This window comes from Streptomyces sp. NPDC001153, from assembly GCF_053598315.1.
This window is the reverse complement of sequence record NZ_JBSFJZ010000035.1, coordinates 86,260-112,159: the sequence shown is the minus strand read 5'-3', so window position 1 is coordinate 112,159 and position 25,900 is coordinate 86,260. Positions and strand designations below refer to the sequence as shown.

20 protein-coding genes and 11 pseudogenes are annotated in these 25,900 nt (G+C 67.9%); 18 read left to right on the top strand and 13 right to left on the bottom strand.

Annotated elements, in window-relative coordinates; genetic code table 11:
- Positions 1–280: 280 nt before the first annotated feature.
- From ACWDEN_RS33570 to ACWDEN_RS33550, 5 genes and pseudogenes are all read left to right on the top strand, one after another.
- A pseudogene (locus ACWDEN_RS33570) lies at positions 281–913 on the top strand (IS630 family transposase); the annotation flags it as partial.
- Between the two features lie 180 nt (positions 914–1,093).
- A pseudogene (gene ku / locus ACWDEN_RS33565) lies at positions 1,094–2,030 on the top strand (non-homologous end joining protein Ku).
- 134 nt (positions 2,031–2,164) lie between these two features.
- Positions 2,165–2,338, top strand: a complete 174-nt coding sequence (locus ACWDEN_RS33560) for a CsbD family protein (RefSeq protein WP_153534395.1) — start codon at positions 2,165–2,167, stop codon at positions 2,336–2,338.
- Positions 2,339–2,637: 299 nt separating this feature from the next.
- Positions 2,638–2,967: a hypothetical protein gene (locus ACWDEN_RS33555; protein ID WP_351619965.1), complete on the top strand. Its 330-nt coding sequence runs from the start codon at positions 2,638–2,640 to the stop codon at positions 2,965–2,967.
- A gap of 55 nt (positions 2,968–3,022) precedes the next feature.
- Positions 3,023–3,815: pseudogene (locus ACWDEN_RS33550) on the top strand (IS5 family transposase); the annotation flags it as partial.
- Between the two features lie 27 nt (positions 3,816–3,842).
- Here ACWDEN_RS33550 and ACWDEN_RS33545 read toward each other — a convergent pair.
- Positions 3,843–4,274 carry a hypothetical protein gene (locus ACWDEN_RS33545; RefSeq protein ID WP_351619959.1) on the bottom strand — a complete coding sequence of 144 codons (432 nt, stop codon included), beginning with the start codon at positions 4,272–4,274 and terminating at the stop codon, positions 3,843–3,845.
- Positions 4,275–4,454: 180 nt separating this feature from the next.
- Here ACWDEN_RS33545 and ACWDEN_RS33540 point away from each other — a divergent pair, with 180 nt between their 5' ends.
- Positions 4,455–5,300, top strand: coding sequence for a MerR family transcriptional regulator (locus tag ACWDEN_RS33540; RefSeq protein ID WP_351619956.1), 846 nt, complete (start codon positions 4,455–4,457; stop codon positions 5,298–5,300).
- Between the two features lie 15 nt (positions 5,301–5,315).
- Here the strand turns inward: ACWDEN_RS33540 and ACWDEN_RS33535 are convergent.
- The 5 genes and pseudogenes from ACWDEN_RS33535 to ACWDEN_RS33515 all read right to left on the bottom strand — a co-directional run.
- Positions 5,316–6,162, bottom strand: a pseudogene (locus ACWDEN_RS33535) (IS5 family transposase).
- A gap of 64 nt (positions 6,163–6,226) precedes the next feature.
- Positions 6,227–7,522: pseudogene (locus ACWDEN_RS33530) on the bottom strand (IS701 family transposase).
- A 132-nt stretch (positions 7,523–7,654) separates the two neighbouring features.
- Complete coding sequence (locus ACWDEN_RS33525; RefSeq protein ID WP_450861588.1) at positions 7,655–8,113, bottom strand: SMI1/KNR4 family protein; 459 nt, start codon at positions 8,111–8,113, stop codon at positions 7,655–7,657.
- Between the two features lie 118 nt (positions 8,114–8,231).
- A complete protein-coding gene (locus ACWDEN_RS33520) occupies positions 8,232–8,687 on the bottom strand; it encodes an ISL3 family transposase (RefSeq protein WP_450861603.1) in 456 nt (151 codons plus the stop codon).
- 223 nt (positions 8,688–8,910) lie between these two features.
- Positions 8,911–9,738: pseudogene (locus ACWDEN_RS33515) on the bottom strand (ISL3 family transposase); the annotation flags it as partial.
- Positions 9,739–10,232: 494 nt separating this feature from the next.
- Between ACWDEN_RS33515 and ACWDEN_RS33510 the strand changes: the two are divergent.
- From ACWDEN_RS33510 to ACWDEN_RS33500, 3 genes are all read left to right on the top strand, one after another.
- The gene (locus ACWDEN_RS33510; RefSeq protein WP_450861586.1) at positions 10,233–11,444 is read left to right on the top strand and encodes an NAD(P)/FAD-dependent oxidoreductase; all 1,212 of its coding nucleotides are present in this window, start codon (positions 10,233–10,235) and stop codon (positions 11,442–11,444) included.
- 10 nt (positions 11,445–11,454) lie between these two features.
- Positions 11,455–12,411 (top strand): sigma-70 family RNA polymerase sigma factor, encoded by a 957-nt coding sequence (locus ACWDEN_RS33505; RefSeq protein WP_351617079.1) that lies wholly within the window; start codon positions 11,455–11,457, stop codon positions 12,409–12,411.
- A 215-nt stretch (positions 12,412–12,626) separates the two neighbouring features.
- Positions 12,627–13,031: an mRNA interferase PemK gene (locus ACWDEN_RS33500; protein ID WP_033215986.1), complete on the top strand. Its 405-nt coding sequence runs from the start codon at positions 12,627–12,629 to the stop codon at positions 13,029–13,031.
- Positions 13,032–13,148: 117 nt separating this feature from the next.
- On the opposite strand, the gene ACWDEN_RS33495 is transcribed toward ACWDEN_RS33500, so the two are convergent.
- On the bottom strand, positions 13,149–13,559 hold the full coding sequence (locus ACWDEN_RS33495) for a VOC family protein (RefSeq protein WP_351617073.1): 411 nt from the start codon (positions 13,557–13,559) through the stop codon (positions 13,149–13,151).
- A gap of 295 nt (positions 13,560–13,854) precedes the next feature.
- Between ACWDEN_RS33495 and ACWDEN_RS33490 the strand changes: the two genes are divergently transcribed.
- The 7 genes and pseudogenes from ACWDEN_RS33490 to ACWDEN_RS33460 all read left to right on the top strand — a co-directional run bounded on the left by ACWDEN_RS33490 (position 13,855) and on the right by ACWDEN_RS33460 (position 19,918).
- The gene (locus ACWDEN_RS33490; RefSeq protein ID WP_450861601.1) at positions 13,855–14,313 is read left to right on the top strand and encodes a transposase; all 459 of its coding nucleotides are present in this window, start codon (positions 13,855–13,857) and stop codon (positions 14,311–14,313) included.
- Positions 14,310–15,023 carry a VOC family protein gene (locus ACWDEN_RS33485; RefSeq protein ID WP_450861583.1) on the top strand — a complete coding sequence of 238 codons (714 nt, stop codon included), beginning with the start codon at positions 14,310–14,312 and terminating at the stop codon, positions 15,021–15,023. The genes ACWDEN_RS33490 and ACWDEN_RS33485 overlap by 4 nt, the downstream gene beginning before the upstream one ends.
- 860 nt (positions 15,024–15,883) lie before the next feature.
- A complete protein-coding gene (locus ACWDEN_RS33480; RefSeq protein ID WP_450861581.1) occupies positions 15,884–16,483 on the top strand; it encodes an isochorismatase family protein in 600 nt (199 codons plus the stop codon).
- Positions 16,484–16,493: 10 nt separating this feature from the next.
- Positions 16,494–17,405, top strand: coding sequence for a GlxA family transcriptional regulator (locus ACWDEN_RS33475; protein WP_450861579.1), 912 nt, complete (start codon positions 16,494–16,496; stop codon positions 17,403–17,405).
- A 1,020-nt stretch (positions 17,406–18,425) separates the two neighbouring features.
- Positions 18,426–18,716 (top strand): annotated as a pseudogene (locus ACWDEN_RS33470) (hypothetical protein); the annotation flags it as partial.
- Between the two features lie 192 nt (positions 18,717–18,908).
- Positions 18,909–19,040 carry a hypothetical protein gene (locus ACWDEN_RS33465; protein ID WP_351617060.1) on the top strand — a complete coding sequence of 44 codons (132 nt, stop codon included), beginning with the start codon at positions 18,909–18,911 and terminating at the stop codon, positions 19,038–19,040.
- 248 nt (positions 19,041–19,288) lie between these two features.
- Positions 19,289–19,918: a pyridoxamine 5'-phosphate oxidase family protein gene (locus tag ACWDEN_RS33460; protein WP_450861577.1), complete on the top strand. Its 630-nt coding sequence runs from the start codon at positions 19,289–19,291 to the stop codon at positions 19,916–19,918.
- Between the two features lie 798 nt (positions 19,919–20,716).
- Here ACWDEN_RS33460 and ACWDEN_RS33455 read toward each other — a convergent pair.
- Both ACWDEN_RS33455 and ACWDEN_RS33450 read right to left on the bottom strand, forming a co-directional pair.
- Positions 20,717–21,133: a hypothetical protein gene (locus ACWDEN_RS33455; protein WP_351617057.1), complete on the bottom strand. Its 417-nt coding sequence runs from the start codon at positions 21,131–21,133 to the stop codon at positions 20,717–20,719.
- 226 nt (positions 21,134–21,359) lie between these two features.
- Positions 21,360–21,500, bottom strand: a pseudogene (locus tag ACWDEN_RS33450) (IS21-like element helper ATPase IstB); the annotation flags it as partial.
- 63 nt (positions 21,501–21,563) lie between these two features.
- On the opposite strand from ACWDEN_RS33450, the pseudogene ACWDEN_RS33445 reads away from it, so the two are divergent.
- Positions 21,564–21,734, top strand: a pseudogene (locus ACWDEN_RS33445) (ISL3 family transposase); the annotation flags it as partial.
- A 27-nt stretch (positions 21,735–21,761) separates the two neighbouring features.
- On the opposite strand, the gene ACWDEN_RS33440 reads toward ACWDEN_RS33445, so the two are convergent.
- From ACWDEN_RS33440 to ACWDEN_RS33430, 3 genes are all read right to left on the bottom strand, one after another.
- Positions 21,762–22,334: a DUF4240 domain-containing protein gene (locus ACWDEN_RS33440; RefSeq protein WP_351617055.1), complete on the bottom strand. Its 573-nt coding sequence runs from the start codon at positions 22,332–22,334 to the stop codon at positions 21,762–21,764.
- Between the two features lie 555 nt (positions 22,335–22,889).
- Entirely contained in the window at positions 22,890–23,558 is a 669-nt protein-coding gene (locus ACWDEN_RS33435; protein ID WP_351617052.1) for a response regulator transcription factor, read from the bottom strand.
- Positions 23,555–24,790 carry a sensor histidine kinase gene (locus tag ACWDEN_RS33430; protein ID WP_450861574.1) on the bottom strand — a complete coding sequence of 412 codons (1,236 nt, stop codon included), beginning with the start codon at positions 24,788–24,790 and terminating at the stop codon, positions 23,555–23,557. The genes ACWDEN_RS33435 and ACWDEN_RS33430 overlap by 4 nt, the downstream gene beginning before the upstream one ends.
- A gap of 38 nt (positions 24,791–24,828) precedes the next feature.
- Here ACWDEN_RS33430 and ACWDEN_RS33425 point away from each other — a divergent pair.
- Positions 24,829–25,428: pseudogene (locus tag ACWDEN_RS33425) on the top strand (rhomboid-like protein); the annotation flags it as partial.
- A gap of 96 nt (positions 25,429–25,524) precedes the next feature.
- On the opposite strand, the pseudogene ACWDEN_RS33420 reads toward ACWDEN_RS33425, so the two are convergent.
- Positions 25,525–25,729 (bottom strand): annotated as a pseudogene (locus tag ACWDEN_RS33420) (transposase); the annotation flags it as partial.
- Positions 25,730–25,900: the final 171 nt, after the last annotated feature.

Genomic DNA, 25,900 nt, shown 5'->3' with positions numbered 1-25,900 from the left:
AACTCTTCGGGATAAGGCTTGGGCACAGCGACATCCTTCCCACCAGCCCCATAGGGCAAGCCAGTTCAGATGTCACCCGATCGTGCGGCAGACCCCGTTGTGTTCCCGTCCCTCTGGCTTGCCAGTGGCGCTTGCGTGATCAGTAGCGCTCAGCGGCGAGGTGAGCGTCGCGGCGTAAGGCCCGGTAGACGACATCGGAGAGCCGGCGCTTGAGGGCGCGGATTGCTTCGAGGAACTTGATTGGGTGATGTCGGATCGTTCAGCCTCAGCGTGGAGTTCGATGCGCTGTACTGCTGACACCGAGAGGTACGCGCAGGGCGGCGGATTGACCGACGCCGAGAGGGCAGCCCATGAGCGGGTACGGCTGGATGCGGTGGCTCGGTTCGAAGCCAGGGGACAGGAACAAGGTCATCGCATGCACTCTTCGGGCGTCTGAATGATGGTGGAGCGGTGGCGGCAGCAGTGGCGTGAGGGTAGGGCGGCTCGTGTCACCTCGAAGGGGTCGCCCGGCCGTCCGAGGCTTAGCGATGCCCAGGTCGCCAGGCTGGAGCGAGAGTTGAGGTCTGGCCGCGCGGCACCGCGGCGGCTTGCGATGGCTGAACAGTCTTCGAAGACGAGGCCGGCCAGTCGCTGCCACGTGCCAGGACTTGAGGCCGGATCGGCCGGACGCCGATGGTACGGGGCAGAGGCCGGGGCTCGGGCCGGGTGTCCATGGTGGGCAAGACCTGCTAACCGGCGAACGATCGCGGTCGATCTACGCAGTCCGCGAATACCGCGGGCGCAAGGACCAACCGAAGGGTTTCGGCTCGCGGGACTTTCGTGCCCTGCTGGTCCGCGCAGAATCCAACTGGGTGGTCCGATCGTGCTGATCTGGGACAACGTCCGCATTCACCTGACCGCAGCCTTGCGCGAGACACCAGTAAGCGCGGCACGCTCTCGCACGGCTGGCTTTCGTCCTCGGCCTGCGGGTGGACGACGACCTGCGGTGTCTCGGTCACCTTTTCAGGGTGCGGCGCGGGCCGGGAGCGCGCATGCGGGACGCCGGAGTGGTTCGTAGGCTGATGATGCTCGGGGCAATCACGGAGGTCTACCGATACCCCGCACCATATGGTCAGGCGCTGTCAGCTTCGGCCTGGTCAGCGTGCCGATCAATGTGGTCGGCGCGACCGAGGACCACAGCATCCGATTCCACCAGTACCACCTCGAGGACCAGGGCCGGGTCCGCTACCGCAAGATCTGCGAGCTGGAGGACCGCGAGGTCGACCAGTACGAGATCGGCAAGGGTTACGAGCTGTCGAAGACGCAGGTCATCCCGATCACGGACGAGGAACTGAGTGACCTCCCGCTCCCCACAGCGAAGGCCATCGAGATCGACGCTTTCGTGCCCCTGGAGTCCATCGACCCCCTGAAGATCGCCGAAGGCTACTACCTCCAGCCATCCAGCCCGGTCGCAGCCAAGCCGTACACACTCCTCGTCCGAGCCCTCGGGCGCTCGGCCAAGGTGGCCGTCGCAAAGTACGCCTGGTCCGGCAGGGAGAGACATGGGCTGCTCCGCGTCCGCGACGACGTCCTCGTGCTTCACGCCATGCACTGGCCGGACGAGATCCGCGACCCCACCGAGCTGCTTCCGGAGCCAGCCGAAGTGTCCGAGGAGGAGATCGAGGGCGCCCTCGCCCTCATGGACAACATGACCGTGGACGGACCTGGTGGGCCCCGAGTTCCAAGACCGCTCCACGGACGCCATGGCCAACATCATCGAGGCCAAGCGCGAGGAAAAGCCGCTCCCCGAGACCCCGGTGTCGGAGCAGCCGACCCAGGTGCTCGTCCTCATGGCCGCGCTGAACGAGTCGGTGGAGAAGGTCCAGGCTTCCCGTGGCGGGGGCGCCGGCCAGGCCGACGTGCACGAGATGCCGAAGCCGAGGAAGACCTCCGCGAGGAAGCAGCCGGCCAAGAAGGCTGCGGCAAAGAACACGACGGCGAAGAACACGACGGCGAAGAAGGCCTCGGGGCGACGGCCGCACAGCGCCTGATCTCGGCGCGTCCGGACCGCGGCCTACCGCCCTTTCATGGTCGTATCACCCGTTTGTGAGGGGCGGTGCTGGGCACACGGGACTCGCCGTTGAACGCGGACAAAACATTAACCACGGCAGGAGGCGTGTCTGCCATGTCGGCTGGCGAAAAGGCCAAGGCCAAGGCCGAGCAGGCCAAGGGAAAAATCAAGAGGGCCACGGGACGAGCCGCCGTCGATGACCCGATGGTCGCCGAGGGCCAGGCGGAGAAGTCCAAGGGCGATGCCCGTCAGGCCAAGGAGAAGATCAAGGACATGTTCAAGCGCTGACCTCTGGCGCCGCTCATGAGTGCTGGCCCTCACCTCGACAAGGGGTGAGGGCCCCTCCTGCTATCGAAGTCGTCGCGGAACCGACTGCCAAACACGGGCCCCACTCCATCGACAGTGGCGCGCCGCACTGGGGGAACCAGGGGCAGCTGGCTGTCGACCTCGCAGCCGGTAGGAAGCGCGCCCTCCCGACCTTGCCGCTCCCGCTGCCTGGCCGTTCTCCTGCAGCTGCAGCCGACCCGGCGCTACCGTGCACCTCGCCAGCCGCCCCACCAGCGGCTGCCCAAGGGGAGGGGAACATCATGGGGTGGATCAAAGACGCCGAGGCGAACGCCATCAAGGAGCACGCGCGGCGCGCCATCTCCGAAGGCCGCACCGTGTTCGTATGCCGGGTCAATCAAGGCGCGCTGCAGAGCAACTTCGCGGGCCCGCTGTCCGGCGTGGCCGAGCAGATCGAGGCCGTGGAAGAGCTGGGCCGGCAGCTGGACCAGGCTTCGTTCAGCCACGACCACAAGGACCACGTCTCGGCATTCCTGATCTTCCGCAGACCGCGGGGACGCACTGCTGAGCCGCACCCAATCCCCCAGCAGGCCCAAACCTCGCCGCGCACGACGAACTGGGGCGCGCAGTAGCTCGCGCTAGGCCGTGTACCGAAAGTGGATCTTGAGCGATGAATGATCACGGTTCGCGGGGCGGCCGACCGTCTGGTCTCGGCGGCAGTTGATCAACGGCATACGGTTCCGGGTCCGGACCGGTGTTCCGTGGCGAGACGTACCCGTTGAATACAGGCCGTGGGGCAGGATCTACGACCTGTTCCGCCGGTGGCAGCGGGATGGCACCTGGCACCGGGTCCTCACCCGCCTGCAGCCCTTGGCCGACGCGAAGGGTGCGATCACGTGGGACCTGAGCGCCGACTCCACGGTATGCCGTGCCCATCAGCATGCGGCCGGGGCCCGAACACGGGGCGATCTGCAGAAAGAACCGCCGGGTGGCGTGTTCGCCGAGCCTGGTGATCACGGGCTGGGACGTTCACGCGGAAGGTTCACCACCAAGCAGCACCTGGCCGTCGAGCAAGACCAGAAGCCCATGTCAATCGTGGTGACGGCAGGCCGGCGTGGAGACTCGCCGCAGTTCGAACCGTGCTGGAAAAAGGTCCGCGTGCCCCGCATCGGGCTGGGCCGGCTACGTGTCCGCCCCGATCGCGTGCGGGCTGACAAGGCGTACGCCTGCCGCAAGAACCGCGCCTACCTGCGCCGCCGTGGGATCCGCTGCACCATCCCCCACAAGGCCGGCCAGGCACGGAACTGCCAGAAGCTCGGCTCCCACGGCGGCCGACCGCCACGCTTCGATTCGGCCGACTACCGCGAGCGTCACGCGGTCGAGTGCGGGATCAACCGCCTCAAGAGGCATCGCGCGGTTGCCACGCGCTACGACAAACTGGCGGTCCGGCCACGCGGCGACCGTCCTCATCGCGGCCATCAATAGTGGCTGTGATCGGCACCCGTCGCTAGAGCTCGTAGTCCTGGGCCAGCTCCTCCCAGCGAATGCTGCGAAGCGCAAGGTTGGCGTCCTCGCCCGACGGGACATCCAAGCCGGCCTGGAACCAGACCACGGTGAGCGCGGAACGGTGCAGCACCGGGTCGAGCTCAGAAGCGATCGCTGTCGAGCGGAAGGCACCGAGGCAGGCCACACTAGGCAGCACCTCGACGGGGCCGAAGGCTCCGACGGTCTGGTCCGGGTACTCGCGGGACGGCGGAATCAGATAGACCGGCGTGGAGGGAAACGCACGTTCAGCCTGCCGCTGGAGGCCGCTGACCTTCATGTCGTTGATGAGCTTGCACGGGTAGCCCTCCAACATCCCTCCGTAGGTCGAAGACATTCGGAGCTCGGTGAGCTCGATCGAACGGCCGGACAAGAGGGCTATGCGGCTCAGCGACATGACGACACCCTATGCACACGAATCACTTCCGAAACACGGCCGAGGTCGTGTCTTTCGGATCAGACCGTCGCGGAACTCCGGCGTGTGGGGATGCCCCGGCGCACCTTGGCGATGGCGGTAAAGCCGTCATCCGGGGACCGGCTTGACTCTCGGGTAACGCGAGACGGCACAGTCAGAGCCGTGGACAAGAGAAACCTGCTGCCGATCGGGCAGTTCTCGCAGGCCAGTGGCCTCTCGGTCACTGCGCTTCGGCACTACGACGCCAGTGGCGTGCTGGTGCCGACGTTCGTCGATCCGGTGAGCGGCTACCGGTACTTCCAGCGTGACCAGGTGCGTACGGCGCAGTCGATCAGGGCGCTGCGGCAGCTGGACATTCCGGTCGAGGAGGTGCGTCGGCTGCTCGGCAGCGGCGAGGAGGAGCTGGTCGCCGCCCTGCAAGCGCATCTGTGTGCGGCCGAGCGGCGGCTGGAGGTCCAGCGTTCCGTGGTCCACAGCCTGTTGAGCCAACTGATCGAAGGAGCAGAGATGACCCACCGCGTCACCGTGCGCCAGGGCCCCGCCGAACGGATCCTCGTCTGCGGGGCGACCCTGGACAACTCCGGGCTTGACACCTTCCTCCGCGGCGCATACCAGGAGATGTACGAGGTCGCCGGCCGCGGCCCGCTCACCTTCACCGGGCCCGCTTTCGTCCGCTTCCACGGAGTGTGCGACGACGAGAACGAGACGCTCGTCGAGGCGTGCCTGCCGTTCTGGGAGGCCGGCGCGCAGCCTACGGACCTGCGCGAGGGCATGACCGTGCGCGAGCTGCCCGAGAGCACCCTCGCCTGCACGGAGGTCGAGGGAGCGGCCGCCGTGTTCCCGCACATCCTCGGCGCGTACGACGCCGTCGCCAACTGGATCACCGAGCACGGCTTTGCTTTCGCGGGCCCGGTCCGGATGATCTACCTCCGGTGGACCGGGACACCGGAAGACCCGAACAACCGCCTGGAGATCGCCTGGCCGATCGATGAACCTACCGACGACTAGGGTTTTCTTTTCGGATCAGCGGGCGGACCAGATGAAGATGCCTGCGATGCGGAGTCCGGCCTGGTAGACGGTGGCGGCCTTCTCGTAGCGGGCGGCCAGGCCGCGCCAGTTCTTCAGGCGGTTGATACATCGTTCGACCGTGTTGCGCTGTTTGTAGGCGTTGCGGTCGAAGGCCGGTGGTCGGCCGCCGGTGCGGCCTTGCGTTGGCGGTTGGCGACCTGGTCGGCCGGCTGGGGGATCACGGCACGGATCCCGCGACGGCGCAGGTGCTGGCGGATGGCCCGGGACGAGTAGGCCCGGTCCGCCAGGACCACGAGGGGGCGGGTGCGCGGACGCCCGATCGTCCTGGGGACCCGCAGGGCAGCCATCACGTGCTCGAACGCTGGCGCATTGCCTGCCTGACCGGGTGTGAGGTGGAAACACAGTGGGCGGCAGCGGCCGTCCGCGGCGAGGCGGATCGTCGTGGTCAGCCCGCCGCGGGAGCGTCCGATGGCATGGTGGGCGGGCTCGTCGGCCGGGGCCCCCTTTTGCGGGCCCCGGCGGCGTTCTGGTGGGCACGCACGATGGTGGAGTCCACTGCGACGACCCAGTCCAGGTCGTCTTCCGCGTCGGCCTGTGCGAGCAGGGCGGTGAAGACCTTCTCCCAGGTGCCGTCGATCGCCCAGTTCCTCAGCCGGGTGTAGGCGCCTTTCCAGGAGCCGTACTCGGCGGGCAGGTGAACCCACTGCGAGCCGGTCTGGAACTTCCAAGCGATCGCGTCGTCAATCACCTGCCGGTGATCGCGCCATCGTCCGCCGCGCTTCGGCGTCCGGTCCGGCAACAACGGCTCGATGCGCGCCCACTGCACGTTACTCAACGGCACATCAGACCAACGATAGGATGATCCGAGAGAAACGGCCTAGTACTCCAGCCGTAAATCGTGATCTTCACGTTCGAGCGGCTTGCCGCCGGTAGTGGCTGGTCCGGGATCGGGCCTGGTGGCGGCGTCGCCCTTCGGACCAGCCGAGCCGGTGGACCGGGTCAAAGGCGGGCCGGATGACGAGCGTGATGAACAGCCGTTGGATCTCGTTGCAGGTGAGCGGTATGAGGGCGTCTGGTGCGGGATCGACGGTCGTGTTCGTTCGCGCGGACGACGGCGAGGAAGGCGTGCGCGAGCATGGCCAGGGTGACCCAGCGGGACCAGGACGGGTAGCGGCGGACCTGGTGCTCGTCCAAGGCCGCCAGGCCCTTGCCGGACTGGAAAAACTCCTCGACCCGCCACCTTGATCCAGCGACGCGCACCAGGGTGGTTAGCGGCACTGCGGCGGCCGGCGAGTGGCAGCGGTAGTACGGGAGTTCGCCGGTACTGCGGTTGCGGCGGATCAGCAACTGCCGGCTCCCGAGCCGGAGGTCGGTGAGGTCGATGACGGCCCAATCGTAGAAGCGGTGGCCCTTGGCTCCGCTCCCTGCGGACAGCTTCTGCCAGGCCCTCTTGGGAACCTTCCTGGCCAGCGTGTCCGCGCGGAACTTCCCGGCGCCTGTGGTGACTTCGTGCGAGCAGGCCACCCCGAGGACGTAGCCGGTGCCGCGTTCTTCCAGCGCGGCGCGTAGCGTCGGGTTGCCGCCGTAGACCTCGCCTCCCGCGACCCAGGCGGCCCGGTGGCCGACGTCCAGGAATCGGGTGACCATGCGGGCGGCAAGCTGCGGTTTGGTAGCGAATTCTGTCTTGTCACCGAGTCCGGCGGCCCGGCAGCGGTCGGGGTCCGAGGTCCAGGAACGCGGAACGTGCAGTTCCCGGTCTACCGCGGCGTGTCCGCGGCGGCCGGCGTAGACGAGATAGACGGCGACCTGCGCGTTCTCGATCCTGCCGCGGTGCCGGTGTACTGGCGCTGGACACCGACGGTGTCGGTGCCCTTCTTCACGTCGCCGGTCTCGTCGACCACCAGAACCGCTTGGTCGTCCCGCAGATGCTCCACCACGTAGGCCCGCACGTCGTCGCGGACCTGGTCGGCGTCCCACTTGGCCCGCCCGAGCAGGTGCTGCATGGCGTCCGGGGTGCTCTCTCCGGCCCACTCTGCGATGGTCCAGCAGTTTTTGCGCGGCAGGTCCGACAGCAGCCCGAGCACCAACCGCCCGACCCGACGTCGGGGTTCGACCCGTGCGAACCGGCCCGCGATCTGGGCCGTCAGGCCCTCGAACGCCTCCTGCCAGCGGGCAGGGTCTACGCTGTGACCTGCGGCCACCGCATGATCTTCAGTCTTCACACACCGATGATCAACGGTGGCCGCACCCGTTGATGCGGATGCGTGAAATCGGCTCTGGCCGCAGTTCCGTGAACCCACGAAGGACGCGTGTGGACAGGCAGTGCGTGAAGTTCAGAGAGCCCCGGGGTGGCCCGTGGCGGCGAACTGATCAATGACATCGCGAAGTTGCTCAAGGAAGTCGCACAGACTGGCGGCCACGGCATAGAACTCGTCGTTCCAGGATGCAGTCCTGGACTTGTGGACCGTGCCGTTGGCCGCGAGAGCGAAGAGATTGCCGCCGCCGTCGCTCCCGAAGACGAGTCCATGATCGCCATTCTCGAGGGGGACCGCGCCGTACTCGTCCAGGTGCGCAGTCACGGTAGCGGGCGGGTGGATGAAGTACCCGTTGCCGATGTCGGGCAGAGACACGCTGTCGATCACGGCGAAGAGCGACAGCAGGGCCACACATTCCGACCGGTGGTTCGTCAGGAGGGTGACCGCGGCCTGCGTCTCATCGTCGGCCAGCGCCACCTCGTTGTCCCCCGCGGGGTAGCCGTGCGTCTTCTCGAAGGTTTCCATCAGCTGGCTCACGCCTTGTGAAACCTGTTGACACCACGCATGCAGCCAGGATGAATCGAGACCACGCTCAGGCATGCAGGAGTCCTCTGGAGTCCGTGGGTGCACGCCCGTTGCGTGCGGCCTCACCATCTCATGGGAGGATCAGGATGCGGGTCCGGAGGAGGCTGAACGAGGCCCGGCCATACATCGCTGGCTTGAGCGCTTTGACGCGGTTCACGTTCCCTTCGACAGCACCGGAACTCCACGGCAGCGTAAGTCCAGCAGTGACGGCGTCGAGGTCCTGGCGGAGGAGGCCGGCGAAGCCCTGCATCGGCTTCGGTGCGTCCTGTTCGGCCTGGCGGATCCACTCCAGCAGCAGGAATCCGCGCCGGTGACGCACCAGATCTGCGAAGGCCCGGGCGAGGTCGCAGGCCCGGGTGATGTCCGGGCAGGCGAGCCGGACCTGAAGGAGGCGCTCGTCCTGGCTTTCGGTGAGCGTCCCCCGGGGCCGCATGATCCACGAGGTGATCTTGCGAGGGCTCGGGATGTCGGCCCGGATCGGTTCGGCGGTGCCCGCGCGAAGGGCGGCGAGGTGTTTGCGGACCACCTGGCGGCTGCCACGGTAGCCGCGAGCCTGGATCTCCAGGAACAGCCGCGTGCCGCTGGCCTTGCGCCTCGGTGAAGCGAGCGTTGAGGTATGCCTTGAAGGGCTCCAGGACGCCGTTGGGGCGGCGGTCGCGGGCGGAGGCCAGCAGCTCGTCGAGGTCAGTGTCACGAAAGCGGCGCACGGTCTTGCGGTCGAGGTTCAGCCGACGGGCGATGGCGCTGAACGTCCAGCGTTGCTCCAGCAGGCGGTGGATGTCCTCGTAGCGGTGGCGGGTGCGTTCGATGAGCTGGGTGCGGGGCAGTTCCGCGGGCGGTAACAGCATCGGGGCCGCCTCCGGCACCTTGGTCACCGTCTCCTCCTCGGCACGTATGCGCAGGCAGTCGCAGTGCTGGTGGCAGGTCTTCTCCACCGCGGCGGACAGGGTCTGCAGCAGGTGCCAGCGATCCGCGACTTCGAGGGCGTTGGGGGCGGCTTCCTTGACCGCCTTGATGTAGGCAGTGGCCCGGTCCCGGCAGATGATCTCGGCTCCGGGATGCTCGGTGAGCCAGGTCGCGAACGTCTCGGAGGTGCGGTCGGGCAATACGTCCACGACCCGGCCGGCCTCGACGTCGACCAGCACGGTGCCGTAGGTGCAGCCCTTGCGGAAGGCAAACTCGTCCACCCCCAGCACCCGCGGGGCACAGTCCGATACCGTCGGCGCCGTCAGCAGCCTGAGCAGCCGGGTTCGGCCCGCGGTCAGCCGCAGTCGGCGACACAGCCGTGCGGCGGGACGGCCGCCGAGCTCGATCGCGATCGACCGCAGCCAGCCCGCAAGCCCGGTACTGGAACGGCGGTAGCGCGTGGACAGACCCGGCACCTGCTCGACGAACGTCGTACGGGAACAGCTCTTCCGGTCGCAGAAGTACCGGCGCACCCGCAGCCGGACGATGACTCGGCGTGAGCCCAACGGCCGCTCATCCAGGGAGCGTTGATAAGTGCTGTGCACGCGGCGGGCCTGCTTGCGACAGTTCGGGCACCGGCCTGGACGGGCCGTCGACACCGCCTCCACCATCAGGATGCCGGAGGAGTCGCTCATCCCCTCCACCCGCACATCGATCCCGGGAAGCAACACATCCTCAACCGCCTTGCTCGCCACGGCAGGAAGTACGCTGCCGAAACGATCCCGCGTTCCTACTGCTGACCTGGGGATTCACGGAACTGCGGCCAGAGCCGTGAAATTTCCCAGGCACGATCAATCCCCCCACTTGGTTGACGTGGCAACGAAGTCCCGGAGTCGCCCGTCCCAGGGGAGGGTCCCAGACCGGGCCGGGCGGTCCCAGGGGTGCACGATCGGGACCTGCTCGCGCACTCGTCACTGTTGCGCTCTCTGACGCGCCATCGCCGGACAGCTGCATGGGTGCAGCGAGTTCTCCGAACTAACATTTCGAGACTCTGGCAGAGCATCGCCCCCCGGCCTGTGACCCATGCCACACGCGGTTCCTGTCAGCAATCGGGGCGCTGTCCCGCTCAAGTCGCCGGGAGCAAGCGAACCGACAGGAGCGAGACATGAAGCACCGCATCGTCGTCCTCGGCGCCGGCTATGCCGGGTCCTACGTGGCCGGGACCCTGGCCCGCCGGTTGTCCCCAGCGGACGCCGAGATCACCGTGGTCAACGCCGAGCCGGATTTCGTCCAGCGGCTGCGGCTGCACCAGCTCGCGGCCGGCCGGGAGATCAAGGCTCCCCACCTCGCCGACGTCTTCGTGGGCACGGGGGTCCGGCTGCGCCTGGCCCGCGTCACCGCTGTCGACCCCGAGCGCCAGGTCGTCGCCGTGGCCGACGCCGACGGCGGCGGCGGTGAACTCGACTACGACACGCTTGTCTACGCGCTCGGCAGCCACGGCGCCGACCACGGCGTCCCCGGCGCGGCCGAGCACGCTTTCGACGTCGCCAGCCGGCCCTCGGCGTTGCGCCTGCGCGAGCGCCTGGACAGCCTGGGCAGGCAGGGCGAAGGCGGGCGTGTGCTGGTCGTCGGGGACGGGTTGACCGGCATCGAGACCGCCACCGAGATCGCCGAAACGCGGCCCGGCCTGTCGGTGGCGTTGGTTGCCCGCGGAGAGCTGGGCGCCCCACTCTCCGCCGGAGCCCGCAGCCACCTGCGCCAGGCTTGCGACCGGCTGGGCATCACCGTCCTGGAGCACACCGAGGTCGAAGCCGTCGAGGCGGCGCGCGTGCTGTGTGCCGACGGCACCGCCCTGGCGTCCGACGCAACCGTGTGGACGGCCGGGTTCGCGGTCAGCCCCATCGCCGCCACCAGCGGGCTGGAGGTCACCGAGGACGGTCGGATCATCGTCGATCGCACCATGCGGTCCCTCTCGCATCCGAACGTCTACGCCGCCGGCGACAGCGCCTACGCCGTAGGCGACAACGGCCGACCGCTGCCGATGTCCTGCGCTTCGGCCGGCTACACCGGCATGCAGGCCACGGCCGCGATCGTGGGACGCCTGACCGGCCGCAAGATCCCGAACACCAAGCTGGAGTACCTGGGCAACCACATCAGCCTCGGGCGGCGAGACGGGATCCTGCAGATGGTCGACGACGAAGGGCGCGCAAAGCCGAAGTACGTGGGCGGCCGGAAGGCCGCGCGGATCAAGGCGGCCATCCTCAAGATGTCGCTGTGGACCACCTCTCACCCGACCTTCGGCCTGCCCAAGCGCAGGCACCGCCTGGCCGCCGCGTCGGACGCGTCCGCCGACAAGGCGCTTCGCGTAGCCGCTTAGGGTGATCCGCGTGGACAACACCGCGACCGATCACTTCGACACCAGCCGGTTCGAGGCCAGCCGGAACCGGCTAGCCTCGCTGGCATACCGGCTGCTGGGCTCCGCCGTCGATGCCGAGGACGCAGTGCAGGACGCGTTCCTGCACTGGCAAGCCGCCGACCGGCAGCGGATCAAGGTGCCGGAAGCATGGCTGACCAAGGTCGTCACCAACCTCTGCCTGGACCGGCTCCGCTCGGCGCAGGCCCGCCGCGAACGCACCGCGGGTGCCTGGCTGCCCGAACCGCTCCTCGACGGCGATCCGATGCTCGGCCCGGCCGACACCTTCGAGCAGCGCGAATCGGTCTCCCTCGCCGTGCTGACGCTCATGGAACGCCTCTCACCCGTAGAGCGGGCCGTCTACGTCCTGCGTGAAGCGTTCTCCCACAGTCACGCCGAGATCGCCGAGATCCTCGACCTCACCGAGTCCGCAGGCCAGCAGCACCTCCACCGGGCCCGACGCCGCATCACCAGTGCGCGCCGCGGCGGCGAAGACGAAGTCGATCCGGCATCCGCCCGCAGGATCGTCGAGGAATTCCTCGCCGCCGCCTCCTCGGGCCGCACCGAACGGCTGGTCGCGCTGCTCACCGACGACGCCACCGCGATCTCCGACGGCGCCGGCCTGACCGAGAAGCTGCTGCAGTTCGACACTGCGCAGCGCATCGCCGCCGTCGCACGAGCCGGCTTCAAACCCACACCCGCGAAACGGCGACTCGCCGGCGGCACGCCCGCCGTCCACTACGCGCTCGTCAACGGCGCCCCCGCCATCCTTTTCGTGATCGGCGACCAGGTCATCGGTGCCGTGACGTTCGACATCACAGGAGGTAAGATCGCAACGGTGCGCGGCATCGCCGCCCCCGCCCGCCTCGTCCGCCTCACCGAAGACTGGAGGCAGCACGAACCGGACACGCCGCTCATCACCCAGTGGTGAGCCCCTCGCCGACCGCCGTCAGACGCAGCGCCCGCGTTCACGGCCAGAAGCCCGTTGAACGGCTGCTACCCCGCCCTGGCGGGTGGGGAGATCAACTCAGCAGGTTCGTCCAACCCGTGAGCACGGGGTGGGGATTTTCAAATATCGCCATCACCGTCTCCACAGCGCGTCAGGGTCGCGCAGCGTCTGTCTGCCGTCATGTGTCTGGAGGACTTGTGCAACGTGGCGAAGTCTGGTGGGTCCAGTTCGACGAGCGGAGGTTGGTCGTACTGTTGTCGGGAGACGACACGTCCGGGATCCGGGTGATGCAGGTCGTCGCTCCGGCGGGCGTCGACATCAGCGGTCTGGGCATCGAAGTGACGGTCGGCGCCGGTGAAGGACTGCCGTTCGAAGGCGTGCTGCGGCTCGCGTTCCCGCGTCCAGGCTTCACCCCGTGCACGTGGCTGACCACTGTGTCCCGGGACGACCTGATCGAGCGGGCGGCCGTCCTGTCCTCCGTGAAGCTCAGCGAGATTGACGACGCCCTCCGACTCGCTGAACAAGCGCAGGAGCGGACCCCGGCCACGACCGCGAAGCTCAGCGAGATGAGAGATGCCCTCCGTCTCGGTGAACTCGGGTAGACGGAGAAGGAGCCGACGCCCGCGACGGCGTGAGCGATCTCGGGCGAGATGATCGACGCTGGCCACCTGCTGCCTCGGCGCCCCTCACCACCCAAATCACGATCTACGGCTGGAGTACTAATCGCGCTTGGGCCAGATGAGGCCCTGATCGGTCCAGATGACACCCTTGTTGCGGCAGAGGCAGAAGGGGTGACCGATAGGGTCGGCGTAGACGCGGAAGCCGTAGCCATCGAGGCCGATGCAGTCCCGCTGCAGGGTCGCGCCGAGGGCCAGGACGCGGCGCTGTTCGGCCTCGATGTCGTCGACTTCGAAGTCGAGGTGGAACTGCTTGGGGTGCTCGCTGTCGGGCCACTGCGGGGCGCGGTAGTCCTCCACCTGGATGAAGGCCAGTTCGATCTCGCCGAGCTGGATACCGGCCCAGTTCTCGTTACTGCCCTCCTTGACCGGGAGCCCCATCACCTCAGAGTAGAAGGCTGCCAGCTTCATTGTGTCCGGGCAATCGATGATGAAGTCGGTTAGTCGTAGCATCCTGCGATCTTGCCACAAGATCAAATGAGCCGGAATTTGAGACAGGCCCTGACTCTGCTGCGCAATTTGGCTGAGTGAGCGTCGCGTGTGCGGCATGATCGCCTCTGTGGCCCTGGTCGCGTCCTGGGCCCCGGGGAGTGGACTCCATGTCGTTACAGCCGAAGGAGCTGCCAGAGATCCCGGCACAGACCGTGGTGGTCGCGCGGGCGGCGTTCCCTCATGGGACGTTGGGGATGCGGGTGCGGGACCGGCTGGGCGAAGTGCTTGCGGATGAGCCGTTCATCGAGGCGTTCGCATCCTCAGCCTCCGCCCTCCGGAACTCCACGAGACCCTGGCCAGTGCCCGGGCCGAGCAGACCACCAAGACCTGGAAGACCAAGTACGCACTTCGCGCCGGTATCGAGGGCACCATCAACCAGGCCGTCGACGTCACTGGCCTGCGCAGGGCCCGCTACTGCGGTCTGCCTGAGGTCCGTCTCCAACACGCCTTCTCCGCCACCGTCGTCAGCGTCATCCGCCTCGACGCGCCCACTGGAACCCCGGCCAACCCTCCTTCACGCCCCGGACCACTCACCCGCCTCAGCCGCCAGCTCGCAGGCCGAACCCCGAAGGGTGCAGCTCCGGCTCCGGGGCCGCGGAATACTCGGCTGCAACTGAGGCCGGCCGGCCCGCTCATAGGATCCTCGTTCGAGGCGCTGACATGGCGCCCTGCCGACCGTTGGCACTCAACGGACCAAGGATGCGTGGCGCAATGAGCAGCCGACTCTTCGCAATCTCCTTCGACGCGCACCAGCCCGAGCGCCTAGCGTATTTCTGGTCCGGCGTCCTGGGCTTGGAGAGAGCCGACGATCCTTACGATGGCGTCGCCCTGCTGTACGGGAATGACACCGGCTACCGCCTCGGCTTCCGTCCCTCCCAAAAGCAGAAGGCCGCCCAGAACCGGCTGCACTTCGACCTGACCAGCTCCTCCCTGGAGGACCAGCAGGACACCGTGGCCAGGGCGCTCGACTTCGGTGCGCAGCACGCTGACGTCGGCCAGGGACCGGACGCGTCCCATGTGGTACTCGCCGACCCCGAGGGCAACGAGTTCTGTGTCATCGAGCCGGGCAACAATTTCCTCGCCGGCTGCGGCTTCATCGGAGCGCTCGCCTGCGATGGTTCGCAGACCGTGGGCTACTTCTGGAGCGAGGCGCTGGGCTGGCCGCTGGTCTGGGACCAGGACGAGGAGACCGCCATCCAGTCACCGAACGGCGGTACGAAGATCACGTGGGGTGGTCCGCCGCTCATGCCGGACCCCGGCAAGGACCTGCACTTCGACCTCGCACCGGACGCCGATCAGCAAGCGGAGGTCGAGCGCCTGCTCTCCCTCGGGGCGAAGCGTCTCGACTCCGCCCACTGCGGGGACGGCGCAGTGCTGCTGGCCGACCCCGACGGCAACGAGTTCCGCGTGCTCACGCGCCGGTGAAGCGGGAGCCGCGGCAGGCGGTTGCTGCTGCGAGGAGCGCAGCAGAGAGTCGGGCAGGCCCTTGTCACCCAACGAGCAGCTCAATGCGACCCGCGAGGAGAGAGCCACACCCAACCCTGAATTAAGCAGCAGAGTCGTGAAACGCCTCAAAGTCGAGGAAGCATGCTGCGAGTTCCACCACCCGACCAGCGTCTGGCCGACCAGATCGAAGAACTCGCCGACGCCTGCTGACCCACGGCTGGCACAGGCGGGGTTCTCTTCGATCGGCCTTGCCACGGAACCGACCGAAGAGACTCACCGTGGGTAGGACGGAGCGGAGGCGGGGAACGAATGATCGGCTCGGCCATCTGAGCCCCCGTGGATTCCCCGGCGGGGCGGCCGGTAGGCGGTGTGGCCAACGCGTTGACCGCGGTGGCGGCAGTCACTGACCCGACGGCAGCTTCCGCGTCGGCTCGTTGAGCCGGGCGACAGCGCGCAGGTCGCCTTTTCTGCGTGCGGAGCAGGCGACCGATGGTGTGGGGTGCAGGGCTAATTGAACCAGTAGCGGACGCCGTGGTGGTGGGAACAGGCTCCACATCCAAGGCGCTGACGTGCATTACTCGGCCGTGGAACTGTCGAAAAGTCATCCGGCCGGGTCAGTGGACGGCGCTCCCGCCACTTGGGCGGGCCCCTACGTCGGGTCCGGCGCCGTCGGCTCGCTGGCGGAAGCGGCGCGAGGGTGCCGCTGACAGTGATGACAAAGGGGGTGTGGTGGCGCGCACGCAGCGAGTGGTCATGCCCCCAGCTGTGACCGGATCGGTCCGTACCCGGACCCGATGAGGCCTGTCGCCACTCCGTCGCCGCCGGTCAGGCTGGGGAGCATGACCCGAGCACTGATCGTCATCGATGTCCAGGAATCCTTTCGCGCCCGCCGGCTCTGGGAGACCATCTCCAACCCGAAGATCGCCGACCAGGTGGACCGCCTTGTCCGGCTGGCCCGCCAAGCCGGGGACCTGGTGGTGTGGGTGCTGCATGCCGAGCCCGGCAGCAGCGATGTCTTCGACCCTGCCCTCGGCCATGTCCGGCTGATGGAGGAGTTGCAGCGTCGGGACACGGAACCACTGATCCACAAGACCTCGCACAACGCCTTCACCACCACCAACCTGCAGCAGCTCCTCACAGAGCGCGGCATCCGCGAGCTCACTGTCTGTGGCATCCGAACCGAGCAGTGTGTGGAGACCACCACCCGCGTCGCGAGCGACCTCGGCTACCGGGTCACCTTCGTCATCGACGCGACCGCAACCAATCCCATCCCGCACCGTGACGCTCCCGCCGACCAGAGCGTCGCCGAACTGCTTGCGGACCCCCGCACCCTGAGCGCCGAAGACATCATCAGGCGCACCGAGTACGCCCTTGCCGGACGCTTCGCCACCATCACCACTGTCGGGCAGCTGGAGGCCTCGGCCCGACCTCGGGCATGATGACCGGACAGTGAGCCACATCGTCTTCCTCCTGGTGCCCGGACTCCATCTACTGGACCTGGCAGGCCCCGCGCAGGTCTTTTCCACGGCCGCCGACTTCGGGCACCCCTACACCCTCAGCTACGTCGCCGAGCAGCCACTGGTCCCCACCGCTCAGGGCCTGCCCCTGCTGGCCCGGCTCGACTGGCCCGAGCTCGGCCCCGAGGACCTGATCGTGGTGCCCGGCTGGCGGGCGCTCACCCTGGCTGGCGGTCCTGCCATCGGCGCGGCCTCCCTGCAGTCCCTCCGGGACCACCACGCCAGGGGCGGGACCGTTGCCAGCGTCTGCGCCGGAGCCGAGGCGCTCGGCCGAGCCGGCCTGCTCGACGGCCGCCACTGCACGACCCACCACGATGTGCAGGACGAGCTTGCACGCCGCTACCCCGGGGCGACGGTCGTTCGCGATGTCCTGTATACCGCCGACGACCGGGTGGTCACCTCGGCCGGCATCGCCAGCGGCATCGACCTGGCCCTGCACCTGGTCGCCACCCGGCACGGCCCCGCCGTCGCCGCCCAGGTGGCCCGGGACATGGTCGTCTACGCGCGGCGCAACGGCCATGAACCGCAGGCCAGCGCCATGCTCCGGTACCGGTCCCACCTCGACGACACCGTGCACCACGCCCAGGACCTGCTCGACGCCCGCTTCGACCAACCGTTGCCCCTGTCCGCCCTGGCCGCGGCCGTGGGCGTCAGCGAACGCACCCTCACCCGCCTCTTCACCCGCGCCACCGGCGGCCTCACCCCTCTGCGCTATCAGCAGACCCTCCGTCTGGAACGCGCCGAGCACCTCATCAGCCACGGCGCCACGGTCGATGCCGCCGCCCGCGCGGTCGGCTTCGAGGACCCCCGCATGCTGCGCCGCCTGCGAGCTCGCGAGCGCTGACCAGGAACAGGGCACGATCGTGATGGCTGAGGTGCGAGAAGGAGATCCCCGCGTCCCGTAGCAGCACGAGCAGGCCGTCCTCGCCGTCGCGGTGCTCCGCGAGAAGCTGCGCACCACCGTCGCCGCACGGGGGCGGGCGTACGACGTCGTCGCGCACCAGCACGCGGCGATCCCCGAGCAACTGCTCGCGCTCCCGGCCGCCGACCTCGAGCACGGCGACCAGCCGGACCCCGGGAGGCGATCGACCCGACGGCGCTGCGGGCCTTGCGGGAATCGCGCACGGACGTGGAGCCCTCGATCTGACGGCCGAGCGTCTGCGACACCTCCAGGATGCGTCCACCAAGGCGGCCGACGACTCCCGCGCCCTTGCGGACCACTACGCCGAGTGGGACGACGCCGACGGAGTGCGCCCGCTGCGCGAGGACGGCCAGCAGGAGTACCGCCCGCAGCAGCCCGGACCGCACCGCGGCCGGGAGGCCGGCCACTGAGCGCACCCGATGCCGCGCTCCCGATGCCGCGCTCCCGATGCTGCGGTGCGCACCGATGATGCCCAGCACCCACCCCAGCCGAGCGGAGTCCACCGGCCGCGACGGGCACTGCCTGTCCCGCGCGGGCTCTCGGCAGGCTGGGCGCGGTAGCCGTCCTTCTGCCGACTTCCTCATGTCTCATGCGGCATCAGGCGCCGACGCATCGCTCACTCCGCCACCGCGATGTGGCCAGTGGTGAGGTCGTTCCGAATACAGGTAGCGCACTGGGTGCCGGTGCCGGCCGCGGTCTACCGCTGTGTCAGCGCGTACCTCGGCCACGAGGTTCGGCTGGACGGTGACGTACCGGAGCTTGTTCCCAGAATCCCATCCAGCGCTGATCTGTATTCCCGTCCACGGATGCTCGGGCCTGCCGGGGGTCAGGAGAATTAATCGGGGGGCGCAATGCCCAAGCGCGCATGTTGCGAATCGGCGAGGAAGTAATGAAAAGCGGAGACGGCACGCTGCGGCTGATCGTCTTCATGGGAGCGGTCACCTGTGCCGCACTCACCCTCGGTGGCGGCGCCTGGCTCGCGGGGTGCTGCGGCAACTTGTGTCTGGCGTCGCGGTGATCGGCGACGTTCAGTTCCTGCCCGGATACTCGGTTCTCCTCGCGGACGAGCCGGGTGTTCAGCGGCTGTCTGACCTGCCCAAGGCCCAGCGGCTGTCGTTTCTGTCCGGCATGGACCAACTCGGAGAAGCGGTTGAGCGGGTCTGCCGGCGGCTGGACCCCGAGTCCCGCCGGGTCAACCTGGAGATCCTCGGCAACACAGATCCGTTCTTGCATGATCAGTGACGGTCGGTGGACGTCATGGAACCCTTCGCAGCGGAACGATGTCGGGGATGACCGTGGGAACTGAGGGGAGGGCGGCTTCCGGGGTCGCCAGCAGCGCGACGGTGGTTACCGGCTGCTGCCAGTGCGGACAGTTCCGGGTCGTGGTTGACTCCAATGGGTCGCGTTCCAGGGCAGGTTGGACCAATGCACCCTGTGCGCCCATGCCTGGTGCACACCTTCAAGCACAGGGCGGAGGACGGCCCGCTGCCACCGCTCGTGTCCATCGCCACCCGCTACTTCGGCCCCAACCTCGTCACCGGCGAGACCTGGGGCTGAGTGACTGGAGTTCGGCCTACTCCGACCTCATCAGGCGGTCCGGGGCCGGTGTGGCCCGAGAAGCGATTTCCCAACCGCGTGACACGCGGCCGTGCCGCAGCCGGTTCAGAGGAACCCCTGGGCGTCAAGGCCTGGCCTCCGCACGGGTGCTGTCGTGCGGATTCCTGGGGGCCTCACACCCGCTACTGGTAGCGAGCCGTCGTCTACGCTCGACCTGTTCGCGTACCACTTGGAGGGGGATGAGGTCCGTGCTGCTCACAGACCTGGACGAGGTGACGTCACCGGACGAGCTGGGGGAACTGCTCGGCGAACCGACACCGGGCGCGCTGGTCAAGGTCCGGCCAAGCCTGCACGAGCACGACCGCAAGTGGCTGGCCGTGTCGCCGCTGTGCGTGGTGGCGACCTCGGGCGCCGACGGCAGCTGCGACGCGTCACCGAAGGGTGACCCGGCCGGGTTCACGCTCGTGCTGGACGACACGACGATCGCGATCCCCGAACGTCCCGGGAACCGCCGGGCCGACGGGTTCCGCAACATCCTGGCCAATCCCCACGTGGGGCTGCTCTACCTGATCCCCGGCCGCCCCGACACGCTGCGCATCAACGGCCGCGCGCGCATCCTGCGCAATGCGCCCTTCTTCGACGACATGGTGGTGAAGGGGAATCGCCCACAGCTGGCTCTGCTGGTCGAGATCGACCAGGTCTTCTACCACTGCCCGAGGGCCCTCCTGCGCGGCGGAGCCTGGCAACCGGAGACCTGGCGGCCGGAAGCGGCGCCGTCCCGCGCGGTGCTCGCGAAGGCACACGATCGCCGTCCGGAAAGCGTGGAGGAACTGGAGGCGTACTACGGCTCGCGGTACCTGGAGCGCCTGTACCAGTAACTGATCCTGTCAGAAGCGATTTCCAAGCCGCGTGACACGCCTCGCGTTCGATCGTTCCTGCGGATCGATCTCCGGCTGACCGCTGAGCGGTGAATGCATAGGAGAAGGGCGTCAGCTGCCCGCCGCGGACGGGTCCTGGTTCGTCCGCGGCGGGCAGCTGTTTTTGCTGCGGCGTCGGTTGGGTCGAGTCCGCTTCATGCGCCGGTGTCCTGGGGTGTCGGTGTCGGTCTCGTTCATCTGTCCGATCTCGGCCGGCGGCAACGACGTCGGGTGGCGCTGCTCCAGGGCCTGTCTGTGGGGGTGGGGCGTCGTGGGCGGTCGCGGCTGCGTGGCCGGTATGTCTGGGAGGGAGCACGGGAGCAGAGAGCGGGGCGGGTGAGGCACGTGTGGGGCGCTATGCGGCCGCGCGTGCTCCCCGTGGTCTGGACGTTCTGCGACAAGGCGCCTCTGTCGCAGGCGAGTTGGTGGTAGGGCAGTGCAGCGAGAGGGGTATCTGTCGGACGTTTGTTGGTCAGGCTGGGCGCATGAGACCCGAAGTGAACCTCACCGGCCTGTTTGTCCCCTTGGTGACCGTTCACCGACGACCTGCGCCTTGCCCCCGGACGCGCTAGCCTGGCTCGCCAATGAGGCACTGGCAGTCGGCGAGGCTCGCGGACTCGTTACCCTGGGCACTACCGCGCGGAGGCGGCCACGCTCTCGAACAACGACTGGCCGCCGCACACGGCGAGATCCTGCGCTTGTAACGGTGATCCCTTCACATGGCCCGACATCATGACAGCACTCGATGGGCCTCAGGGGTTACGATCCAGAGCGCAATCCCAGAGCACTGTGCTCCACCACACCGGAGGGAAGACCGCTCTTTCCCGAGGACCGAGCAGTCAACTCCACGAGATCGGCACGGAGTTCGGCGGCGGGCTCACCAAGGACGATCGCACTGATAACCAGCTCCATCATCAGGCAGTCGTACTCGTCCCCCCTGCTCCGATAGCGCTCGCGATCGGCCTCCGCAACAGCAGAGGCGATCCTCCTCCCACCACCAGGCGCAGGGGCGAAGGTCGCCTCATAGACGCCGTGTCCGGTCCAACTCCGGTGCATGAAAAGGACATCGCCTTCAACGAAGACGTTCCACTTCTCATCCATGTCCCGGGCTCGATATCCGCGCCGGATCCGGTCCCAGTCCTCGTCTGTCCAGACTCGATCCGGCAACTGAGACACCGGCCGGGGGGTGTTCATCGGATGGAGGCGCCGGAACGACTCTCGGGTGAGCGGGGCATCGGCAGTCATGACGTGATCCTACTGAAGCGCCACTCCAACAGGACAGCGGCTTACCTCCAAGGACAGGCGCCCTGGGCAGAGGATGAACCTCAGCCGCCTTCCCGACGCGTCCGCAGTGTGGTGAACTGCGACTCTTGCAAGATGTCTTCACCGTTACCCCAGACAACTGGAGGGACTTCTGGCGGGGAAAGCCAGCCGCTTTGATCCGACACTCGGAACGTCGGCGGGCCCGGTCGTCGCACTCGGCTATCAGCAGCTCGGCGAGAATGTCCCGGTAAGTCATCTGCTCACGGGCGGCCGCAGCGACGCGTGGGGAAACTGGGAGTGGATTCGGCAGGCCGAGCAGGACGCGCCGAATCCTATGAAGGGCTTCGCCGGCTTCCTCCGCCAGGACCTCGACGCCGTCACCGCCGGACTCACCTTTCCGTGGAGTTCCGGGGTGGTCGAAGGACATGTGAACCGGGTGAAAACGCTCAAACGGGCCATGTGCGGCAGGGCCTCCTTCGAACTCCTCCGAGCCCGTATCCTCACCCAGCCATGAGCATCACGGAACTGCGGGAGCCCCTTTTCAGGGGCTTGTGCCAATGAATAGGGCGGCCAGACGGGGAAGCCGACGGCTCATCTCCCTGTCGTCGTCGAAGTCGAAATCCTCGCCCATATCAACCGCGTTGTCGCTCTCTGCATCAGCCCCGCGGAAACCGTGCCAGGCTTCGTAGAAGGCATCCGCATCACCCGTGATCCGCTCGAATGCCCCGCTGGCTGCATAGTTCACGTCCTCGTAGAACAGCACCTCGGAACGGTCCCGGACGTTCGCCGCCTGAACCACATCAGGATGCGCAGCGAGGCTGTCGGGGTCAGTGGCTACGCGCTGGTACCACTGACAGCCCAAGGCGATCACACCAGCGCGGAAGTCCATGAAACTGTCGTCGGAGCACCCGCCTCCGATGAGGTAAGCAGCCGCCCACACATCCCAGCGATACAGGGCGTCGTGCAGCTCATCGAAGCGTTCCGCATACTCCAGGATCTCCTGCCGCGGTCTATCCGCGAGCTGCTTGACGAGAACCTCGTCAAATGGCTCGCCCGTCGCGGCAGCCTCGGCTTGCGCGGCTTCGATGACGTGCCAGAACGTGTCGATCTCCATGGCCGCACACTCTGCCACGACCCTATGACAATCGATCCTGGCCACCCTGCCGGCACCTGGCCGTTTCACGGAACTGTGGACATAGCCTTGGAGACGGCCACCCTTGATCGGGAGCGTGGCCAAACCTGCTCAGAGGTCGCGCGGATAGGCGGCCGCTGGGGGCGTTGAGGGTGTGTACTCCAGCCAGGCTCAGAAGATCACACGGTTACAGACCGCTATGAGGGAGCCATGGCCGTCACCTGCTTGATGCTCGCGCGGCTACCTGAAGGGGGCTTGGGCGCCTTCGACGCTTATGAAGGGGCTGTCCTGCCTCTCCTTGCCGAGTATGGAGGGCGTCTTGAGCGCCGACTGCGCACTCTGGACGATCAGGTCGAGGCCCACCTCATGACCTTCCCCAACAGTGAGGATCTCGCTGACTACCGGGCGGACCCCCGGCGTTCTGCCGCAGCACCCACTGCTTGAGGCGTCTGGGGCAGCGGTCGAACTGCTCGCGGTGCGCGACTCCGGCCGAGGCGTGAACCTCCCGCCTAACAACTGGGTCCTGCTCGTCCTGCTTCAACGACGTGCTGGCCCTGCCAGTCCGCTTTCGTAGGCGGCGATGACGAGTTGGGCCCGGTCCCTGGCCCCCAGCTTCGTCAGCAGGTGGCTGACGTGGGTCTTGACCGTGCCGACGGTCAGATACAGCTCGGCTGCGATCTCGTGGTTGGACAGGCCACGTGCGATCAAGCCCAGCACGTCCCGCTCGCGGCCGGTCACACCGTCCAGGGTGCGGGTGACCGGACCGGGGTAGCCGGGGCGGCGGACGTAGGTCTCGATGAGCTTGCGGGTGACGCCGGGTGACAGCAGCGACTCCCCGGTGGCGATCACCCGCACGGCGTCGATCAAGCGAGCGGGTGGAGTGTCCTTGAGAAGGAAGCCCGCGGCGCCTGCGCGGAGCGCCTCGAAGACGTACTCGTCCAGGTCGAAGGTGGTGAGCACCAGGACGTGGACGGGCACCGGAGACGGGCCGCCGAGCAGCGCGCGGATGGCCTCGATGCCATTGAGCCCGGGCATTCGGATGTCCATCAGGGCGACGTCGGGGCGTTGTTCGCGGATCACCCTGACCGCCTGGGTCCCGTCGGCCGCCTCGCCGACGACCTGGAGATCGTTTTCCGACTCGATCAGCACCCGGAACCCGGCACGCACCAGCGTCTCGTCGTCCACCACGACGACCCGCACCGTCATGCGCCCTCCAGGCCGGCGCCCACGGGGAATTGGGCTGTTCGCTCGTCCGTGGCGTACGGCAGCCTGGCGGTGACGCGAAAGCCGTGCGGGGAGAGCGGGCCGGCGTGGACCTCGCCGCCGTAGAGCGCGGCGCGTTCCTTCATGCCGGTCAGGCCGTGGCCCTCGGTGATCGGGGTGGTCGTGCGGCCGGCTCCGGCATCGACGACCGTGAGAGCGACCTGGCCCGACGCGTAGGCGACCGTCGCCCGGGCGTGGCTGGTGCGGGCATGCTTGACGACGTTGGTCAGGGCTTCCTGCACGATGCGGTAGGCGGCGCGGTCCAGGCCTCGGGGCAGGGCGTGCGGGTGACCGCTGGTCGTCAAGTCGACCTGGACGCCGGCCCGTCGGGTCTGTTCGATGAGTGTGTTTAGGTCGTCGAGGCCGCCGGGCAGCCATTCGGCAGCGTCGTCATCGCGCAGGACACTTAGCAGTGAACGCAGCTCTCCCAGGGCGGCCCTGCTGGTGGTCTCGATCGCGGAGAGGGATTTCGCGGCCTCGTCAGGTCGGCTGCCGATGACGTGGTGGCCGACGCCCGCCTGGACCGCAACGATGCTCAGGCTGTGCGCGACGACGTCGTGCAACTCCCGGGCGATGCGCATGCGTTCCTCGACGAGGAGGAGCTGTGCCCGCTCTTCGGCCTGCTCGACCAGGCCTCGGGTGTAGGCGCGGCCCTGTCTGGTGGACCATCCGATCGCCCAGGCGGCGGCCTCGACGATGAGGCTTTGGCTCATCCCCGGCCACCCCCAGTAGTCGTGGCCTGTTATGCCCTGCATAGGGATCATCAAGGCGAGTTGAGCGGCGCCTGCCACCGCGCTCGCGTACGCCGCGACACGCGTGGGTCGGGCGACCGCCACCCCGTACACCAGCAAGGCAGTCGCCAGCACCCCCGTCAGGCTGAGCGCGCCGTCGGTGGCCATCACCACCGAAGCCACCGCCAGTGCAGGCAGTGGCAGCAGCCGCCGGACGGCGACGGCCACGCCCAACGAGCACGTCAGCACGGTCTGCCATGCCGGCCAGCCCGTGCGGTGCGTGCCAAGCGTCCACCACAAGACGTTCGACGCCATCAGGACCATGGCCAAAAGCACATCCAGCCCGACCAGCTGAGTCGGCGTCAGCCTCCTGGCACAGGACCCCGCGTCATGCCTCACCATCATGCCTCGCACGCATCCGACCCTAGCCGGGAGGGCGATCATCCGCCTCTGTCCACAGACAGAGATCAGCCGGTCATTCCATGGCCAGATCCGCGGGGCGGGCACCCTCTGCCAGGGTCGGCCACATGGATCTCTCCCGGACGCCCGCCCGCCGATGGCTTCCCCCTGTGCCCTGGGGCTTCGCCCTGCTCGCCGCCGCGTCGTCCCTGACGTACGGCGGTGATCACGCGGTGAACGCCTGGGCATCGACCAGCCTGGCCAATATGGGTGATCATCCTATGGAGGCGCTCATCGCCTCCGCCTTTCTGTTCGGCGCCGATCCCTGGGCCTGTCTACGCAGCATCGCCCTGGCCGGGGCCATGCTGGCGTTTCTCGTCATCCGGTTCGGCAACATGCGGGCGGTCGCGCTGATCGCGGCCAGCCAGGTCCTCGGCACACTGGTGAGCGAAGGGCTGCTGGCAGCGCGGATCGCGGCCGGCCAAGCAGAGCCTGCGCTGCGTGCGACGGTGGACGTCGGCCCGTCGTACGTGATCGTCTCGGCCCTGGCCGCCGTGGTGGCAGCGGGGGCTCGGCGGTGGCACCGATGGACCGCGCTCGCCGCGCTCGCGGTGCGCGCACCGCACATCACGAGCGGCCTGACCACGCTGGGGGTCACTCCCGTCGGCCACGTGACAGCACTGTCCACCGGCATACTGCTGGCATGGGGTCTACGGTCGTCCGACGCCCGCCGCCGCTACCTGCACCGACTGACGCTACGCGCAGCGCCGCCTCAGATCGAACCTGGCGCCCTCGCCCCCGTCGCCGGCCCAGATGCCGAGGATGTCGCGGGTGCCGTCCACGGTCACCGCCATCACCAGGTAGATGGGACGGTTTGCGACCTGCCCGCCCCTGATCTCGACGTTGATGGCCTCCACGAACAGGACCCGGGTAGACGCGGTCGAGGGGTCGGTTCTGCCATTCGGCCATGCCGTCCATGACTTTGAGCTGTTGTCTTTTCGATCTTGAGTGGTGTCTGTCGGACGGGAGTCTCGATCGGGTGATTGCGGCCGGTGCCAGGCATGGGAACAGGGCCTCTTGGTAGCTCGAAGTGCGTCTACGCCAACTCGTCTGCCAGGAGGCGCTGTTGTTGCAGTTGTATGCCACCGCGGAGAC

Excerpts from the sequence above, each read along its gene's own strand:
- ACWDEN_RS33560 (WP_153534395.1), top strand. The coding sequence starts at position 2,165 with ATGTCGGCTGGCGAAAAGGCCAAGGCCAAGGCCGAGCAGGCCAAGGGA.
- ACWDEN_RS33555 (WP_351619965.1), top strand. The coding sequence starts at position 2,638 with ATGGGGTGGATCAAAGACGCCGAGGCGAACGCCATCAAGGAGCACGCG.
- ACWDEN_RS33545 (WP_351619959.1), bottom strand. The coding sequence starts at position 4,274 with ATGTCGCTGAGCCGCATAGCCCTCTTGTCCGGCCGTTCGATCGAGCTC.
- ACWDEN_RS33510 (WP_450861586.1), top strand. The coding sequence starts at position 10,233 with ATGAAGCACCGCATCGTCGTCCTCGGCGCCGGCTATGCCGGGTCCTAC.
- ACWDEN_RS33495 (WP_351617073.1), bottom strand. The coding sequence starts at position 13,559 with ATGCTACGACTAACCGACTTCATCATCGATTGCCCGGACACAATGAAG.
- ACWDEN_RS33485 (WP_450861583.1), top strand. The coding sequence starts at position 14,310 with ATGAGCAGCCGACTCTTCGCAATCTCCTTCGACGCGCACCAGCCCGAG.
- ACWDEN_RS33480 (WP_450861581.1), top strand. The coding sequence starts at position 15,884 with ATGACCCGAGCACTGATCGTCATCGATGTCCAGGAATCCTTTCGCGCC.
- ACWDEN_RS33465 (WP_351617060.1), top strand. The coding sequence starts at position 18,909 with ATGCACCCTGTGCGCCCATGCCTGGTGCACACCTTCAAGCACAGGGCG.
- ACWDEN_RS33440 (WP_351617055.1), bottom strand. The coding sequence starts at position 22,334 with ATGGAGATCGACACGTTCTGGCACGTCATCGAAGCCGCGCAAGCCGAG.
- ACWDEN_RS33435 (WP_351617052.1), bottom strand. The coding sequence starts at position 23,558 with ATGACGGTGCGGGTCGTCGTGGTGGACGACGAGACGCTGGTGCGTGCC.
- ACWDEN_RS33430 (WP_450861574.1), bottom strand. The coding sequence starts at position 24,790 with ATGATCGCCCTCCCGGCTAGGGTCGGATGCGTGCGAGGCATGATGGTG.